At 70.4% G+C, this 16573-nt stretch carries 10 protein-coding genes and 1 rRNA gene; 2 read left to right on the forward strand and 9 right to left on the reverse strand.

The window, feature by feature from the left end; translation table 11 throughout:
• From QHF84_RS16695 to QHF84_RS16730, 8 genes are all read right to left on the reverse strand, one after another.
• A 16S ribosomal RNA gene (locus QHF84_RS16695) occupies positions 1 to 125 on the reverse strand; the annotation flags it as partial.
• 871 nt (positions 126 to 996) lie between these two features.
• On the reverse strand, positions 997 to 1659 hold the full coding sequence (locus QHF84_RS16700) for a hypothetical protein (RefSeq protein WP_281314297.1): 663 nt from the start codon (positions 1657 to 1659) through the stop codon (positions 997 to 999).
• Positions 1656 to 2684 (reverse strand): peptidyl-prolyl cis-trans isomerase, encoded by a 1029-nt coding sequence (locus tag QHF84_RS16705; protein ID WP_281314298.1) that lies wholly within the window; start codon positions 2682 to 2684, stop codon positions 1656 to 1658. The genes QHF84_RS16700 and QHF84_RS16705 overlap by 4 nt, the downstream gene beginning before the upstream one ends.
• The gene (locus QHF84_RS16710) at positions 2681 to 2860 is read right to left on the reverse strand and encodes a hypothetical protein (RefSeq protein ID WP_272421154.1); all 180 of its coding nucleotides are present in this window, start codon (positions 2858 to 2860) and stop codon (positions 2681 to 2683) included. The genes QHF84_RS16705 and QHF84_RS16710 overlap by 4 nt, the downstream gene beginning before the upstream one ends.
• A gap of 128 nt (positions 2861 to 2988) precedes the next feature.
• Positions 2989 to 3807: a hypothetical protein gene (locus QHF84_RS16715; protein ID WP_281314299.1), complete on the reverse strand. Its 819-nt coding sequence runs from the start codon at positions 3805 to 3807 to the stop codon at positions 2989 to 2991.
• A 6-nt stretch (positions 3808 to 3813) separates the two neighbouring features.
• Positions 3814 to 4677 (reverse strand): tRNA 2-thiocytidine(32) synthetase TtcA, encoded by an 864-nt coding sequence (gene ttcA, locus QHF84_RS16720; RefSeq protein ID WP_281314300.1) that lies wholly within the window; start codon positions 4675 to 4677, stop codon positions 3814 to 3816.
• 10 nt (positions 4678 to 4687) lie between these two features.
• Complete coding sequence (locus QHF84_RS16725) at positions 4688 to 6166, reverse strand: leucyl aminopeptidase (RefSeq protein ID WP_281314301.1); 1479 nt, start codon at positions 6164 to 6166, stop codon at positions 4688 to 4690.
• Between the two features lie 243 nt (positions 6167 to 6409).
• On the reverse strand, positions 6410 to 7345 hold the full coding sequence (locus QHF84_RS16730) for a class I fructose-bisphosphate aldolase (RefSeq protein ID WP_281314302.1): 936 nt from the start codon (positions 7343 to 7345) through the stop codon (positions 6410 to 6412).
• A 202-nt stretch (positions 7346 to 7547) separates the two neighbouring features.
• On the opposite strand from QHF84_RS16730, the gene fbp reads away from it, so the two are divergent.
• Together fbp and QHF84_RS16740 are read left to right on the forward strand one after the other, a co-directional pair.
• A complete protein-coding gene (fbp, locus tag QHF84_RS16735; RefSeq protein WP_281314303.1) occupies positions 7548 to 8606 on the forward strand; it encodes a class 1 fructose-bisphosphatase in 1059 nt (352 codons plus the stop codon).
• Positions 8607 to 8619: 13 nt separating this feature from the next.
• Positions 8620 to 12147 carry a caspase family protein gene (locus QHF84_RS16740; RefSeq protein WP_281314304.1) on the forward strand — a complete coding sequence of 1176 codons (3528 nt, stop codon included), beginning with the start codon at positions 8620 to 8622 and terminating at the stop codon, positions 12145 to 12147.
• Here QHF84_RS16740 and QHF84_RS16745 read toward each other — a convergent pair whose 3' ends face one another.
• Positions 12148 to 16464 carry a DEAD/DEAH box helicase gene (locus QHF84_RS16745; protein WP_281314305.1) on the reverse strand — a complete coding sequence of 1439 codons (4317 nt, stop codon included), beginning with the start codon at positions 16462 to 16464 and terminating at the stop codon, positions 12148 to 12150.
• Between the last annotated feature and the right edge of the window lie 109 nt (positions 16465 to 16573).

A 16573-nucleotide genomic window follows, 5' to 3' on the forward strand; every position in this document is an offset into this window, starting at 1 on the left:
AGGTTACCTACGTGTTACTCACCCGTGCGCCGCTTTACCGGGGCCGAAGCCCTTTCTCGCACGACTTGCATGTGTTAGGCGCGCCGCTAACGTTCGTTCTGAGCCAGGATCAAACTCTCCAGTTAAACTTTCTGGAGGTCACCTCGGTCCGGCTAAAGACCGGGTGACGGCTCATGCCTTATTGGCATGACGTGTTGCCTCGACCGTGCTTGCGCAGTTCGAGGCGAGGGCCACGTCACCACACGTTATTGCGTGTTGCGTACAATCCAGTTTTCAAGGACCGAGCCGAAGGCTTTCGGCAGAGTCTCCTGCCATTCCTTCGTTCTGTCGCCTCGCCGTCCGTCCGGGCCGCTTGCGCGAACCCGTTTGTCTCGGCGAGGTCGGTTGATCTAGTTGCCTCTCGGCGCCCTGTCAACCTTTCATTTTCGAGCCGGTCGATTTCTTTTTCGACCGTCTCTCCCTTCGCTCGGGGCCGCTCATCGCGGCTTCCTCTGCGTCGGGGCGGCGGACTTTACTCATCGAGTCCCGCCTGTCAACCGCCTCGTTGCCTTTTTTTCGTCCCGTCTCTTCCGCTTTTCCTCTGCCTCTTGCGAGGTCGAGGAGGCGAGGCGAACCTCACCCTGTTGAGCTGAAGAACCGGGGCGTTGGCCCTCGGCGGCCCCTCCGCGGCGGCTCGCGCCGTCGCATCGAGGGGGGCGGACTTTACTCATCGAGTTCCGCCTGTCAACTGCCTCGTCACCTTTTTTTCGTCCCGCCTCTTCCGCTTTCCCCGCCTCTCGCGGGGCGAAGGAGCGAGCCGTACTCACTCCTTCTTGCTGAAGAACCGGGGCGTTGGCCCTCGGCAGTCCCTCCGCGGCAGCAGCGCCGTCGCGTTGGGGAGGCGGACTCTACTCAGCCGGTCCCTCCTGTCAACAAGCAGAGTGCTTTTTTTCCGTCCGTCTTGTCCGGCTGCGGGTTTCTCCGCAAAAACGCCGGCCAAGACCAACGGACGGGTCTCTAGATGAGCTCCTCGACGTGCTCGTCCGCAAACCAGCGGTCCCGGCACTCGCGCACGAGGAGCATCTCCGCGCCGCTCGGCAAGCGCACGCGGAAGCCTTTTTCCCGCCCGCGAAGTCCAACCATCGCCCCCATCACCTCGATCGGCTGCCAGCCGCCCGCCGCCCGGAGCCGCCGCGGGCGCGAGTGATCCGGCGGGACCGTCTCCACGTCGACCCGGAACCACTTCGTGCTGCCCTGCGGACGCGACCAACCCGCCTCCGCGTAGAGCTTCGCCTCGATCTCTTCGAGCATGCGCTCCGAGGCCGCGAACGCCGCGAGCGGATGGAACACGACGACGAGGGCATACCCGTCCGGGAGCTGCCGCACGATGTACCCACGGCCGCGCGCGCGGACCGTGATCTGCTTGGGCGACGCGAAGTTCGACGTCTCGCGCAGCTCGCCGAGGACGATCTGCCAGTGCGCCGCGGCTACTTTGAGGTCGAACGGATCGAGGACGCCGAAATAATCGACGGTCTCCCCCTCCGCATCGACGAGCGCCGCGCCCTTCGCGCCAGGCAAGGCCCGCACGAGGCGCTCGAGGATCGCCGTGAAGGTCGAAGCCTCCTGATCACGCGGCGGAGGCGCAGGACGAGGACGGCGGGATCGCGTGCGTTCGCTCATCGCTCGATCGGGACCAAGGCGAGGAGCGACTCCGCGTTCCGCTCGACGAGGACATCACGCCGGAGCCCTTCGAGGAGCTTCGACCGCGCCGCACTCGCGCGGCCCCACACGACCTCGTCACGCACGAGCCTCCGTCGCTCCTCCAAGGGAACGATCGACGCCGGCGTGCGCTCGAGCAAGACGAGGACGTGCACGCCATACGACGTGGGCACGAGTGGGCTCGTGTCACCACGCGCCGCGAGCTCACTCGCCGCACGCGCAAACGACTCCACCAGCGTCCCACCTTCGGGGCGGATCAAGCGCCCGTCCGCCGTGACCGGCGCGAGCGCCTCCACGACGATCTCGAAGCCATCCTTGTCGACGCCGTCGACCGCGCTGCGAAACGAGGCGACGACCGGATCGTTCACGTCCTCGAGCGGGCGCTTCGGCTGCGGGCGCGTGATCGTTCGCGCCGACGCGGAAACCGGCAGAACGGCCTCGCGGATCGCACGCGCCACGGTCTCGGCGCGGCTCTTCGTCGCGGCGTCCGCGTTCTCCGCGAACCGCACGACCGCATGCACGGTGCGAAACCCCTCCGGGCGATCGAGTTCGATCCACCGCCGCTCCATCACCCGCGCGAGCTCCGCGTCCGTCACCGGCCCCTGGTGATCCGCCTCCGCGAGGAGCTGATGCAAAAGTCGACGCGCGAGCGCTGCGCTGACCCGACGCTCGAGATCGGGATCGTTCGACGCACCGCGCGACCGAGCCTCGCTCGCGAAGAGCGCGTCACGAACCGCGAGCTCCCGCGCCGCCGCGGCATCGACGCCTTGCGCCGTCGCGATGCGCGTCACCGTGCCTTCGTTCACCTCTTCCTGCCCGACGCGCGCGACGATCCCCGCGGCGAGCGTGCCTCGCTCGGGCGGTGGTCCCGAAGGTCCACCGGAGCCGCCACACCCGGCCGCGGCAACCACGAGCGATACGAGCGACACGAGCCGCGGCGCGGAGATCCCGAGCCCGTCGCGCAGCACGCGCGCGCGCACGCTCATCCACCCCCCCGCGGGCGCAAGAGCTCCGTCGACGCGCGCAAGGAGAGGCCACCGATCACGAGGAGGTAGACCGCCTTGAAGTCGTCACGCTGGCCGAGCGCATGAACGCCGAACCCAAAGGCGGTAGCCGCTGCGAAGAGCAGGAGCACCGCGAAGGCGTCGATCGCGCGAGACACGATGGGAGCATACCTCGACGCGCGCGGCCTGTGGGGCCGGACCGGTCCGGAACGTCGTCGAACGTGGGGAAATGCCGCGGAGAATGCCTCGCGGCCCCACCGAACACCTGGATTCGTCCGCCAGGCGACTACCGGCGCATCAGGACGACGGCGACCCCCGCCACCACGAAGACGACGAGCATGAGGAGCGCTTTCCCGGCCGCAGGCGTCATGCGGCGCGAGGATCTCGACGAACGCTTGCCACGGTCCACGGCCACCGTCGCCGCGACCGCGCTGATGGCGACCGCACAAGCGACCGCGACGGCCTGCGCCGCGAGCGCGCGATCTCCATCACGCACGTGCCACGCGAGGACGAGATAAACGAGGCCGGCGAGGATGCCGACGGTCGCGACGGGGATCGCGCCGCGCGGCAACGTCGAGCGCGCTTGCAGGATCGGCGCGTCGGGATCTCGCGGGGCCTCGGGCTTCGAAGGGCCCGTCTCCCAGCGCTCGCGCCACGAGAGCGCGAACGCGCCCCACGCGATCGCGCCGACCGATGCGCGCAAAGGATCGAGCCGCGCGGGCGTGAGCGCAGGGGATCCGAGGAGCCACGCGCCCGTCGTGAGCGCGAGGAATGCCGTGATGCCGACGTGACGCGCCAGGGCCGGGCGGCTGCCGCGGAAGAGCGGGCCCGCGAGGCCGGCGAGGAGCCCGACGACGGCGACGAACGCGGCAGGGCGTGCTGCGGAGCGCGACAGCGCGGCGGGCGCGACGGTGGTCGCCCAGGCGACGAAGGTGGCGAGCAGGGTTTGTCCGGGAGAGTCGCCGGCGCGGATTTCGGCGACGAGACGAGCGACGGGCCCCTCGGCCTGCGGCGCGAGGGCGCGGGCCGGGGCGGCCTTCAGCGGCTCCGCGAGGGCTCCTTCGCGGTCGGTCTCGCTCGATCGCTGGTCCCGATCATCCGCCATGCGCGCTCACACGATACTCCGATCGGAGAGCCTCGACAGCGGAACGAAGCCGGCTGTGTCGTCGTCGTCGCCCGCGAGCGCGGCGGAGGCTTCGCTGCCCGCCTCCTCCCGCGCGACTTCGAGGCCGAGCTTCTGCCAGAGGCCCGCATCGAAGAGGTGGCTCGGCCGCACGTTGCCGAGCGCCGCGAGCATGTTCCGGCGCGCGCCGGGGCAACGCGCGTCGAGGTCGGCGAGCAGGCGGCTGATCGCCTTGCGCTGGAGGTTCTCCTGCGAGCCGCAGAGGTCGCACGGCAGGATCGGGAACTTCTCCTCGGCCGCGAACGCGGCGAGGTCGTCCTCGGCGCAGTAGATGAGCGGGCGGATGACGACGTTCTTGCCGTCGTCCGCGACGAGCTTCGGCGGCATCGCCTTGAGCTGACCGGCGAAGACGAGGTTCAGCATCAAGGTGGTGATCGCGTCGTCGCGGTGGTGGCCGAGCGCGATCTTCGTGCAGCCCATCTCCTGCGCGATCCGATAGAGGATGCCGCGGCGCAGGCGCGAGCAGAGCGAGCAGTACGTCTTTCCCTCGGGGATCTTGTCCGTGACGATCGAGTACGTGTCCTCGTTGATCATCACGAACTCGTGCCCACGCGAGGCCATGTAGTCGCGCAGGAGGTGCCCCGGATAGCCAGGGTGCCCCTGGTCGATGTTCACTGCGACGACGCTGAAACGCACGGGGGCTCGGCGCGCGAGATCCACGAGCAGGTCGTGCATCGCGTAGCTGTCCTTGCCGCCCGAGACCGCGCAGAGGATGCGGTCGCCGTCGGAGAGCATCTTGAAGTCGGCGATCGCGCGGGACATCGCCCGCGCGAGCTTGCGGCGGAGGTTCACAGCGTGCGTTTCAGGAGAGCTCTTCGATGAGCCGGAGGAACGTGAGGACCCCGTGGCCCGTGCCGCCCTTGGGGTAGATGCCGTAGGGCTTGTTCGCAAGCGAGGGGCCGGCGATGTCCACGTGGATCCACGGGCGATCCCCCACGAACTCGCGCAGGAAGAGCGCGGCCGTGATCGAGCCGCCCCAGCGATCCGCGGTGTGCTTGATGTCCGCCCAGTCGCTCTTCAGGCCCTCGCGCAGCTCTTCGACGAGCGGGAGCTGCCACGTCGACTCGCCCGCCGCCTTCGCCGCCTTGCGGAACTGCTCGGCGAGCTCCTCGCGGTTCGCGAAGTAGCCGGAGACCGTGGGGCCGAGCGCGACCACGCACGCGCCGGTGAGCGTCGCGTTGTCGAGGATGAGGTCGGGCTCGAGCGCGCGGGCGTACGCGAGGCAGTCCGCGAGGACGAGGCGACCCTCGGCGTCCGTGTTGATGATCTCGACGGTCTTGCCGTCGAGCGAGCCGAAGACGTCGCCCGGCCGATACGCGTTGCCGTCGGGCATGTTCTCGGCCGAGCCGATGATGCCGTGCACCTCGACCGCGGGCTTCGTGGCGGCGACGGCGGCCATGAGCGCGACCACGTTGGCCGCGCCGCCCATGTCGCCCTTCATCTCTTCCATGCCCTGCGCGGGCTTGATGCAGAGGCCGCCGCTGTCGAACGTGAGGCCCTTGCCGACGAAGACGAGCTTCTTCTTCGCGGGCTTCGCGGGCTTGTACGTGAGGTGCACGAGGCGCGGATCCCGCGCGCTGCCCTGGCCGACGGCCAGGATGAGCTTCATGCCGCGCTTCGTGAGCTGGGCCTTGTCGAAGATCTTGCACTCGAGGCCGTTCGCCTTGGCGACGTCCTCGGCCGCCTTCGCGAGCTTCTCGGGGTAGAGCTCGTTCGGAGGCGTATTGATGAGGTCGCGCGCGATGCACACCGACTCGCCGACCTTCTGGCCGAGCGCCGCGCCGTCACGATCCGCCTTGCTCACGCGGCCCGTCGTCGTGAGCGTGACCTGAGCGAGGCTCGTCTTGGGGATGCGATCGCCCGTGAGGAACTTCGTGAATCGATAGGAGCCGAGCACCGCGCCCTCGGCCGCGGCGCGCGCGGCGTGCGCGACGCCCTCGGGCAGCGCGATCGTGAGCGACTCGGCCTTGGCGCCGAGGGCGAAGCGCGCGCCCTTGGCCGCGAGCAGACGAACCTCGACGTCGGTCACGGTCGCCTTGCCGAGGCCGATGAGGAGAACACGAGACGCGCCGGCGTCGCCCCTCTGCAGGTCGAGCGTCTGGTCCTTCTTGCCCTTGAAATCCTCGCGTTTGACGGCGGCGGAGACAACCGGACCGAGCGCCTCCTCGAGCTTCGCGAGGATGCCCTCCTTCGTCGTGGCCCCTTCAGGCACGCCGATGACGATGACGTCGGAGGCGGTCCGAAGCGGGTCCTGGGAAACGACGGAAAGCTTGATGGACATGCGTTCTCCTGGACGATTGCGTGCGAGACCCCGCGGGGTCGGGGCGCGCATCTAATCACGAGACGCAGGCAACGTCGACCGATCGTCTCGTGGGTTTCACGGGGGTGGACGGCGCGCGCCAAACCTTCGACGCTCGGGGCTGCGCTCGGACGAGCCGAGCTACGCCCCAAATCCCATGTGACGCGCGCCGCCTCGGGTGCGTCGCCGCGCTGCGGCAAGGCCGGCGCGTAAACGCGTGCGCGCTCAGCGCCCGGCGGAGGCCGCTTCTTTGTAGATGCGGATGACGTTCGTGAGGAGCTCGGCGCCCTCGGCGCGGGGCCGCTGAAACGCGTTGCGTCCCATGATCGAGCCGAACGAACCGCCCTCGGCGAGCTCGCGCACCTCGGCGAGCACGGCGTCCACGCCCTTCGCCTCGCCGCCCGAGAAGATGACGATGCGCCGGCCGTTGAACGTCGACTGAATGACGTGGCGGATCCGTTCAGGGAGCGTCGCGATCGGGATGTTGTACTTCTCGTACATCTTGCGCGCTTCGTCCTGCTCGATGTGCGCCGTCGGAGGTTTGACCTTCACGATGTGCGCGCCGAGCTCGGCCGCGATGTGCGAGGCGTAGGCGATGATGTCGATGCCCGTCTCGCCGGCCTTCGACATCGAGCCGCGCGCGTACGACCAGACGATGACGACGAGGCCCTTGCGCTTGGCCTCGAGCGTGATCTCCCGGAGATCCTCGTACATCTGGTTGCGAGCGCCGGAGCCCGGATAAATCGTGTAGCCGATGCCGACGCAGCCGAGGCGGAGCGCGTCCTCGACCGAGCCCGTGACGGCCGAGATCGGGTGCTCGGGTTTGCCGAGCGAGTCGCTGTTGTTGAGCTTGAGGATGAGCGGGATCTGGCCCGCGAACTTGGCGGCGCCGGCCTCGAGGAAGCCGAGCGGCGCGGCGTACGCGTTGCAGCCCGTGTCGATGGCGAGCTGGAAGTGGTAGTCGGGATCGTTCGCCTCGAGGTTCGGCGCGAACGACCGCACCGGGCCGTGCTCGAAGCCCTGATCCACGGGCAGGATGACGAGCTTGCCCGTACCTGCGAGGCCGCCGTGGTTCAGGAGGCGCACGAGGTTCGTCTGGGTACCAGGGTTGTCCGAGGAGTACCAAGAGAGGATCTGCTTGACGCGATCGGTGAGAGCCATGGTCGTCTCCGGCGGGGTTTGGGGCGCAGGGTGCCGAAGGCGACCCGAAGCCCCAAACGTTGACGGGTTTCGCCCGACGCGCGGGCACGGTTCGGCAGGCTAGGCCGTGCATGACCGTTCCGCAACGCACACCGATGCTCTGGAATCGGACGACGTCGGGCTTGGGGCCGTGGTAGACGGCAGGCCCCGGAGGGGAGACACGATGACCACGAGTTCGGACAAGCGGCTAGAGAGCTGGGCCCCGCCGCCCGAAGGGCCTTCGCGCGTCGGCATCACGCTGGAAACGTTCATCCTCGAAGGACAGCTCGGCTTCCCGGCGGCGACCGGGACGTTCACGTCGCTCCTCAACCAGATCGGCCTCGCCGCGAAGCTCGTCACCTCGAAGGTGCGCCGCGCCGGCCTCGCGCGGCTGCTCGGGTACACGGGGCAGACGAACGTTCAGGGCGAGCTCGTGCAGAAGCTCGACGAGGAGGCGAACGAGACGCTCCTCAGCGTGCTCGGGCGTCGCAGGCACTGCGCCGCGGTCGCCAGCGAGGAGCTCGACTCGATCCGGATCACCTCGACCGATCGGCGCGCGAAGTACCTCGTCGTCTTCGACCCGCTCGACGGCTCGTCGAACATCGATGTGAACATCTCGATCGGCACGATCTTCGGCGTCCTGCGCAAGGAGACCGACGGCGAGGGCGCGACGGAGCAGGACTTCTTGCGGCCCGGGCGCGAGCTCGTGGCGGCCGGGTACATCCTCTACGGCTCGTCGACGATGCTCGTGATCACGACGGGCCACGGCGGCGTGCACGGGTTCACGTACGATCCGACGGTGGGTGAGTTTTTCCTCTCGCACGAGAACATCCGCGTACCGGAGCGGGCCTCGCTCTACTCGATCAACGAGGGCAACAGCGCGTACTGGACCGACGAGGTGCGCCGCTGGAACACGTGGCTCAAGGAAGAGGACAAGGCGACGGGCAGGCCGTACGGCGCGCGCTACGTCGGCTCGCTCGTGGCCGACGCGCACCGGACGTTGATGAAGGGCGGCATCTTCGCCTACCCGGCCGATCGCAAGAGCAAGCAGGGCAAGCTCCGGCTGCTCTACGAGGCGAATCCGTTCGCGTTCGTGTTCGAGGCGGCCGGCGGCAAGGCGACGACGGGCACCTCGCGCATCCTCGACATCACGCCGACGGAGCTGCACCAGCGCGTGCCGCTCGTCCTCGGCTCGCCGCGGGACGTGGACATCTTCGAATCGTTCATGCGCGGCGACCGGTAGTACCCTCGGGCCCGTGGCCCGGCCCTCGATACGCAACGCCTTCCGCGCGCTCGCCGCGTCCCTCGTCGTCGCAGCCGGCTGCAACACGACCGTGCAGCCCGTGCACCAGGCTCGACCTCCGGGGAAGCCCGCGCAGACGAAGGCGGCTCCTCGGATCGCGGAGGCGCAGACGGGTCCCGGCGCAGAGCTGCCCACGTGCCCGGAGCCCGCGCCTCCGGCCGATCACGCACCGAGCAAGCCGACGTTCCTCCTGCAGAACGGTCACGAGCGGCCGATCCAGCGCATCGCGGTGAGCACCGACGGCAGCAAGCTCGCGTCGGGCGCGCAGGACGGCACGGTGCGCGTGTGGGATCTGCGCGCCGGGCTGCTCCTCACGAGGTTCGTGACGGCCGGATACATCGTGCAGGACCTGTCGATCAGCGCCGATGGCAAGCGCCTCGCGTACTACGCGCCGGACGGGACGCCCGAGGGGCTCCTCGTGCAGGTGGTCGATCTCGACAAGCAGAAGAGCCCGCGCACCACGTTCCCGCTCCACGGGGCCTTCCAGCTCTCGCCGGACGGTACGTGGCTCGCCATGGCCGCGGACAAACTCACGCTCTTCGACACGAAGACGGGCCGTCCGAAGAAGGAGATCACCGTCGGCGCGAAGGTCCCGAGCGCGCTCGCGATCACGCACGACGCAGAGGGACGGCGCATCGCGGCGGCCTACCCCGGAGAGCTCGTCGTCATCGACGTCTCGACCGACACGGTCACGCATCGGTTCCCGCTGGCGAGCGGGCTCGCGGACACGCCGATGCGCGTCGCGCTCACGCCCGATGTCGTCGTCGCGATGAGCGCAGGCGGGACGATCACGTTGTTCCCGCTCGCGAAGGGCGGCGCGCCGCGCGTCCTTCCAGGTCGATACAAGGACGCGTCCGCGGCGGGCGGGCGGCTCTGGGCCCTCGATCTCATGACCGGGCGCGCCTCGGCGTTCACCCTCCCCGACGCGCAGGCCGTCTCGCTCTCCACGCCCGATCCGCCGCAGGGAGATCTCGTCGCCGCGAGCCGCGACGGCTCGACGGTCGTGACGGCCCGGAGCCACCTCGGCGTGGGCACGAGCATCGAGGTGCGGGACGTGCAGACGATGCGCGCGGTGCGCACGATCGAGGGGCTGCCTCGATCCATCGAGTCGGTCGCCGCGCGGCCCGACGCGAGCGAGCTCGCCACGGGCGCGTTCAACGGCGATCTCACGCGCTGGGATCTGCGGACCGGCAAACCGAAGCCCGGCATCGCCGAGAACGAGCGCGAGCAGGGGCGGGTCATCGCGCTGTCGTACGCGCCAAACGGCGAGCAGCTCGCCTCGACGACGGGCGGCAACGAGGTGCGCGTGCGCGAGACCGCGCGTGGACAAACTCTCCGCCGCTGGAGCTTGCAGTCCGGATCGTTCGTGCGTTTCACGGAGTTCCTGCCGACGAGCGAGGAGCTGCTCACCGTGCGTGTGCTGACGGATCGGAAGATCGCGAGCAAGAAGGGCCCGGGCGGCGTGCCGGTGATCGACGAGACACACGACGTGGCCGTGGAACGGTGGGATCTGCGCGGGCCGCTGCCGCCGCTACCGAAGGTCCCCTTCGGCGAGATCGCGCGGCCCCAAGGGCGCGTCGTCGCCAAGCTCGCGTCGGACCCGAGGTTCTTCGCGCTCTCGACGGACGGCGTGCACCTCGTCGTGGGCGGCGGCGACGCGCTCACGTCCCTGCGCACGGACACGGGGAAGATCGACTGGGCCATCAAACTTCAGACGATCCCGCTCGGCGTCGCGAAGCGGCCGGATGGAGGGATGGACGTCGATCATTCCCACGCCGCGTTTTCGCCCGACGGAAAGACGGTCGTCGTATCGACGCGGCGGCTCGAGACGAACAAGGGCGGCGTGCAGCACTTCGTGTCCGTGCTGATGGAGATCGACGCCGGCACGGGTCGTGTGCGGAACGTGCACAAGCCGGAGACGGATGGAGCCGTGCGATGGCACAAGGGGGCGATCGCCGTGGGGGGGCTCAAACCCGTGGTGCTCGACGCGTCGAGCTTCGCCGCGCGGGCGCGCCTCGCGCTCGCGGACAACGAGATCTCCGCGATCACCGTGGCTCCGAAGCGAGACCTCTTTCTCCTCAGCGGCAACGGGGGCGCGACGTCCCTCGTGACGGAGCGCGGCGAGGTCGTCATGACGCTCGTCTCCACGCCGAACGGGGAGTGGGTGTCGGCGACGCCGTCCGGCGCCTATCGATCGAGCATCGATGGAGCGCGAAGCGTCGCGTGGATGTTCTCGGATCCCCTGGAGGGCTTTTCGTTCGAGCGCTTCGCCACCCGCTTCGAGCGGCCGGATCTCGTGGAGCGGAGCCTCGGCGGTGAGGAGGCGCCGGCGCCGGCCGCGATCGCGCGGCCGCCGAGGTTGCGCGTCGAGGCGAAGGGCCCGCGAGGGATGATCGAGACGACGGAGAGCCGACTCACGCTCGACGTGGTCGCGACGAGCCCCTCGCGTGTCGATCGCGTGCGCGTCTTCGTCGACGGCAAACCCGCGGCCGATCGACTCGTGTGCGCCGCGGAAGGCCGCGTCTCGCTCGACGTGCCGCTCCACGCGGGCAGGAACCGCCTGAGCCTCGTCGCGTACGACGCCGCCGGCTACGCGAGCAACCCCGAGCAGCTCGATGTCGTGTCGACGTCCCCCCTCGCGGAGAAGCCGAGCCTGCACGTGATCTCGATCGGCGTGAGCCGATATCCCAACATGCCGCCCGAGCAGCAGCTCGATTTTGCGGACGACGACGCGCGCTCGGTCGCGGCGTCGCTCGCGCGCTTCGCGGGAACGAAGGGCCCGTTCGGGCGCATCGTGGCGACGACGTTGCTCGACGACGAGGTGACCGTGCAGCGCGTGGACGAGGCGCTCGCGGGGCTCGCAGGGATGCGTCCGGATGATCTCGCCGTCGTGTTTTTCGCGGGGCACGGCGCGCGGCTCGGTGAGTCGCAGATGCTCTTCCTCACGAGCCAGGCGTCGTTCACCCGCGAGGCCGCGACGAAGCACGGGATCGGATGGGACCACATCGAGCAGGCGCTCCGCGGGGCGCGGGGGCGCGTGCTCATGATGCTCGACGCCTGCCACGCGGGGCATCTGTCGACGGAGGTCGTCGCGCCAAACGAGTCGCTCGCGCGGGAGCTCGCGGCGGGCGATCGCGCGGGGGTCTTGGTGTTCTCGGCGGCACGTGGATCGCAGTTCAGCTACGAGGTGCCGCCGGACGGAGCGAGGGGGGCGAGCCGCGGGCTCGAGCTCGCCTGGGATGGCAAGCCGCCTCCGAAGCAGAAGGACCTCCAGGGCGGGCACGGGCTCTTCACGAGCGCGCTGCTCGAAGCGCTCGACGGCGAGGCGCCCGATCGAGATCGCAGCGGCGCCATCGAGGTGAACGAGCTCGTCGACTACGTGACCGAGCGGGTGCGCGCGGCCTCGAACGGCAAGCAGACGCCGTGGGTCGCGCGGCGCGAGATGTTCGGCGAGTTCATGGTCGCGCCGGCAGCGCGGTAGTCAGACCGCGCGGGCCGACGCCCGTTCGCCCGAACGTACCTTTGCAGGACCAACCTTTTCGGCCTCGATCGGCTCTTCGGTCGGCATGCCGTCCCGGTACGTGACGAAGTGCGAGAGCGTCGAGGGCACGCGCTCGCCCGGGAGGATCGTCCCGACGAGGTTCAGCGGATCACACGCGGAGAGGCGCACGACGTCTCCGCGCAGCGGCGCCTTGCGGAGGGCCCGCAGCGATTCGAGGGCCTCCGGCAGCGCGAACTGCTCGCCGACGAACGACGCGACGAGCCGGCCCCCGCGGACCTCGCCCCGCATCTCCAGACGGCGATAGACACGCACGAGGTCGCGCCACGCAGGCGCGCGGGACTCGCGGGCGACGAGCTCGCGGAAGACGATGCCCCAGCGTCGCAAGAGTTGCCGTGCGTGGGCCTCGATCGTCGCCGCGGGATCGACGCCGCCCGCGGGGGGCGTGTCTCCGAGGGCGGGCGCGCGGAAGAGCGCCCATCGGCCCGCTGCGAGGACGGGCGCGCCGCGGGAATGCTTGGTGCTCGAACGAGCGCGGGCGCGCGTGGAAGGACCGAGCAGGCCGCGGAGCCCCGCGAACCCGTCCCCCGTGATCCGACCGGCGGAGACGAGCTCCCAGAGCGCCTCCTCGACCTCGGGCCGCGCGAGGCCCGTGGCGCGGACGATGTCCTCGAAGAACGAGGCGCCCGCCGCGCCGAGCGTGGCGAGCACGCGTCGCGCGGGCAGAGAAAGGCCCTCGTCGCCGAGCGGCGCCTGCGCGGCGGCCTCGGAGGGCTCCGCGAGCAGCCACGCGAGATCACGCCGGAGCGCGAGCGTGATCGGCGCCGCGCGCGTGGGCGCGCCGCCGGCCGAGGCGCGCGGCGAGAGCCGCCCCCACGCGACTTCCCCGGACAGGCAAAGCAGGTCGAGCCACGAGGGATCGTAGGCCTCGACGCGCGCCGGGAGGATCTCGCTCTCCCACGCGCCCGCGGCGATCTCGAAGCCTTGGAGCTGCTCGACCACACGCGCGAGCCCCGCGGCGCCGTGCGCGCGCTGGCCCGGGATCACGCCCTGCCACGCGAGCAGGAAACGCATGAGCTCGACAGGGGAAGCCGGCTCGATCGCGCGGCGCAGGCCGTCGACGGTGCGTCGATGGATGCGCGCGAGCAGGCGCCGATCACACCACTCGATCACGCCGGGTTCGAGGTCCGGCGAGAACCTCCCGCGCAAGACCACGCCGTCCGCCTCCACGCGCGCGAGGGCGATGTCGATGTCGGAGACATCGATCGAGAGACGCTCGGCGAGCGTGGCCGCCTGGATCGGGCCGACGAGGGCGAGCCAGCCGCGCACGAGGCCCGCGAGGGCGACTTCGCGTTCTCCCTCGGCCGGCTCCGCCGCGGAGCCCTTCGCCGGCTGCGTCAGCGCAGGCGTGAACGTGCCCGCCGGCCAGATCGAAGCCGCCCGATCCCGCCGCTCGGCCGCGACCCAAAGCGCCCCCGTGATCCCCGGCCCCGCGAGCTTCGCGACGCGCCGCGCGCGCACGAGCCCGTCGAGCAACCGATCGTATCCGAGCGTGCTCGCGTCCTCCTCGGGCAACGCCGTGAGATCGAGCAAGAGATCGTGCAGCTCGTCCGCGTCGCGCACCACGGGCTGGGCCTCCGCGACGATCGCCTCGATCGCCTCGGGATCGAGCCCGCCGATCCGGTCCGCGATCTCCGCGGGCAACCCTCGGCGAACGGCGACCGCGCGCGCGCGGCGCTCCTCGAGCGGCGCGTCGTCGAGGAAGGCATACGGGTTTGCGTTGAGGATCTCGTGGGACAGCACGCTCGGCTCGGCGGTCTCGCGCGAGGCGATCCGGATCTCGCCGCGCTTGATCCGTTCGAGCACCTCCGTGAGGCCCTCGGCATCCATCACCTCCGTCAGGCAGTCGCGCATCGTCTCGCGCACGAGCGGGTGGTCCGGGATCTCGAGGATCGCCTCGCGCCCGTGGTTGTCCTGGCAGCCGAGCTGCGCCGGGAAGACGGCGGCGATGAGGTCGTCGCTGCGCATGCGCACGAGCGGCGCCGGTACCTTTCGTCCCCCGGAGAAACGCAGGATCTGCAGCGCGCGCGTCGCATTCCACCGAAAGCGCGTGCCGAACATCGGCGCCTGCAGCGCGGCCTGTTCGAGCACGCCGACGACGCCCTCGGGCCGGAGCATCTCGAAGATCACTTCGAGCGGGAAGCTGTGCTGCGCGCCGAGCGAGAGCAGCACGCCGTCGTCCGTCGCCGCCGCTTGCAGCTCGAAGTCGAAGCTCCGGCAGAAGCGCTTGCGCAGCGCGAGGCCCCACGCGCGGTTGATGCGGGCGCCGAAGGGCGCGTGCAGGATGAGCTGCATGCCGCCCGCCTCGTCGAAGAACCGCTCGGCCACGACGACGCGCTGCGACGGCATCTCCCCGAGCGCGGATCGCGCGGCGGCCACGTACTCGCAGAGCAGCACCGCGCCCGCGCGATCGAGCGCGCACGTCTCCTCCAGCCACGCCGCGGTCTGCCAGAGGCGCGCGGGTTCACCCGGCTCGCGCCCGTCGAAGAGCCTCCGCGCGACCTCCTCGCGCAAAACGCCCACCTCCGCGGAGAGCTCGCGCGTGCGTGCCGGCCCCTCGCCGAACCAGAACGGCACGGTCGGCGGCGCGCCCGGCGCGTCCTCGACCCACACCTTGCCCGCCTCGATCCGGCGGATCCGCCACGACGTGGATCCGAGGAGGAAGACGTCGCCGGCCGAAGAGTCGATCGCGAAGTCCTCGTCGACCGAGCCGACCTTCGTCCCGTCCGCGAGCACGACGTCGTAGTTGCCGTTGTCCGGGATCGCCCCGCCCGACGTGAGCGCCGCGATCGACGCCCCACGCCGCGCCTTGAGCCTCTGGCCCACGCCGTCCCGGAAAAGGAGCGCGCCCGCACGCCCGCGCCGCGCCGAGACGCCCTCGGCGAGCATCTGCACGACGTCGTCGAACGCCGCGCGTGTGAGGTTCTCGTACGGCGCCGCCCGCCGCACGAGGTCGAAGAGCTCGTCCTCGCCCCGCTCCCCCGACGCGCAGGCGGCCACGATCTGTTGTGCGAGCACGTCGAGCGGCGCGTCGCGCATCGCGATGCGATCGATCTCGCCACGCCGCGCCGACCTGACGATCGCCGCGCACTCGATGAGCTGATCCCGCGTCAGCGGGAACATCCTCCCCTTCGGCGTCGCCGCGAGCGCGTGGCCCGAGCGGCCGATCCGCTGAAGCGCCGTGGCGATCGATCGCGGCGATCCCACGAGGCAAACGAGCTCCACGGCGCCCACGTCGATCCCGAGCTCGAGCGACGCCGTCGCGACCACGACCTTGAGCTCGCCGGCCTTGAGCCTGCGCTCCGCGGCGAGCCGCCGTGAACGCGAGAGGCTGCCGTGATGCGCGGCCACGGCTTCCTCGCCGAGCCGCTCCCCGAGATGCAGCGCGACGCGCTCGACGAGCCTTCGCGTGTTCACGAAGACGAGCGTCGACTTGTGCGCGCGGCACATCTCCGCCACGCGATCGTAGAGCTCTTCCCACTGCTCGATCGTGCAGACCGCGCCGAGCTCGTCGCGCGGCACCTCGATCGCGAGGTCGAGATCCCGGCGCACGCCCGCGTCGACGATCTCCGGCAGCGGCCTCCCCGCGCCGACGAGCATCCGCGCCGCGACCTCGATCGGCCGCATCGTCGCCGAGAGCCCCACGCGCTGCGGTCGTGGCTCCCCGCCGCTCGTCACGAGCTCTTCGAGCCGCTCGATCGAGAGCGCGAGGTGCGCGCCTCGCTTGTCCGAGGCGACCGCGTGGATTTCGTCCACGATCACGGTCCGCACGCCTCCGAGCGCACGACGACCCGAGGCCGATCCGAGCAGGATGAAGAGCGACTCCGGCGTCGTGACCAGCACGTGCGGGGGCTTCTTGAAGAGCTTTCGCCGGTCCTTCTCCGGCGTGTCGCCGGTACGCACCGCCGTGCGTACGGCGGGGCGCGCGACGCCGAGCTCGTCGGCGAGCGCCGTGAGCTCCGCGATCGGCTCGTCGAGGTTCTTCTGCACGTCGTTCGACAGCGCCTTCAACGGCGAGACGTAGACGACCTCGATGCGATCCGGGAGCCGCCCCTCGTCGCTCGCGCGCACGAGGCGATCGAGGCACGCGAGGAACGCGGCGAGCGTCTTGCCCGAGCCGGTGGGGGCGGCGATGAGGCAGTCCTCACCTCGCTGAATCGTGGGCCAGGCGCGGGACTGCACGGGCGTCGCGGCCCCGAAGCGGCGGGTGAACCAGGCGTCGACGAGGGGGTGGAACACGGCCTTACCAAGAGGCTACCGCGGCGAGCCGACCTTCGCACCGAGACGGCGACCGACCGAAGCCAGCCGTTCGTAACGGCAACACGGGCAAGTGCGAGGCGGTGTAAGC

Origin of the sequence: Polyangium sp. y55x31, from assembly GCF_029946505.1 — a bacterium.
GTDB lineage: Bacteria > Myxococcota_A > Polyangia > Polyangiales > Polyangiaceae > Polyangium.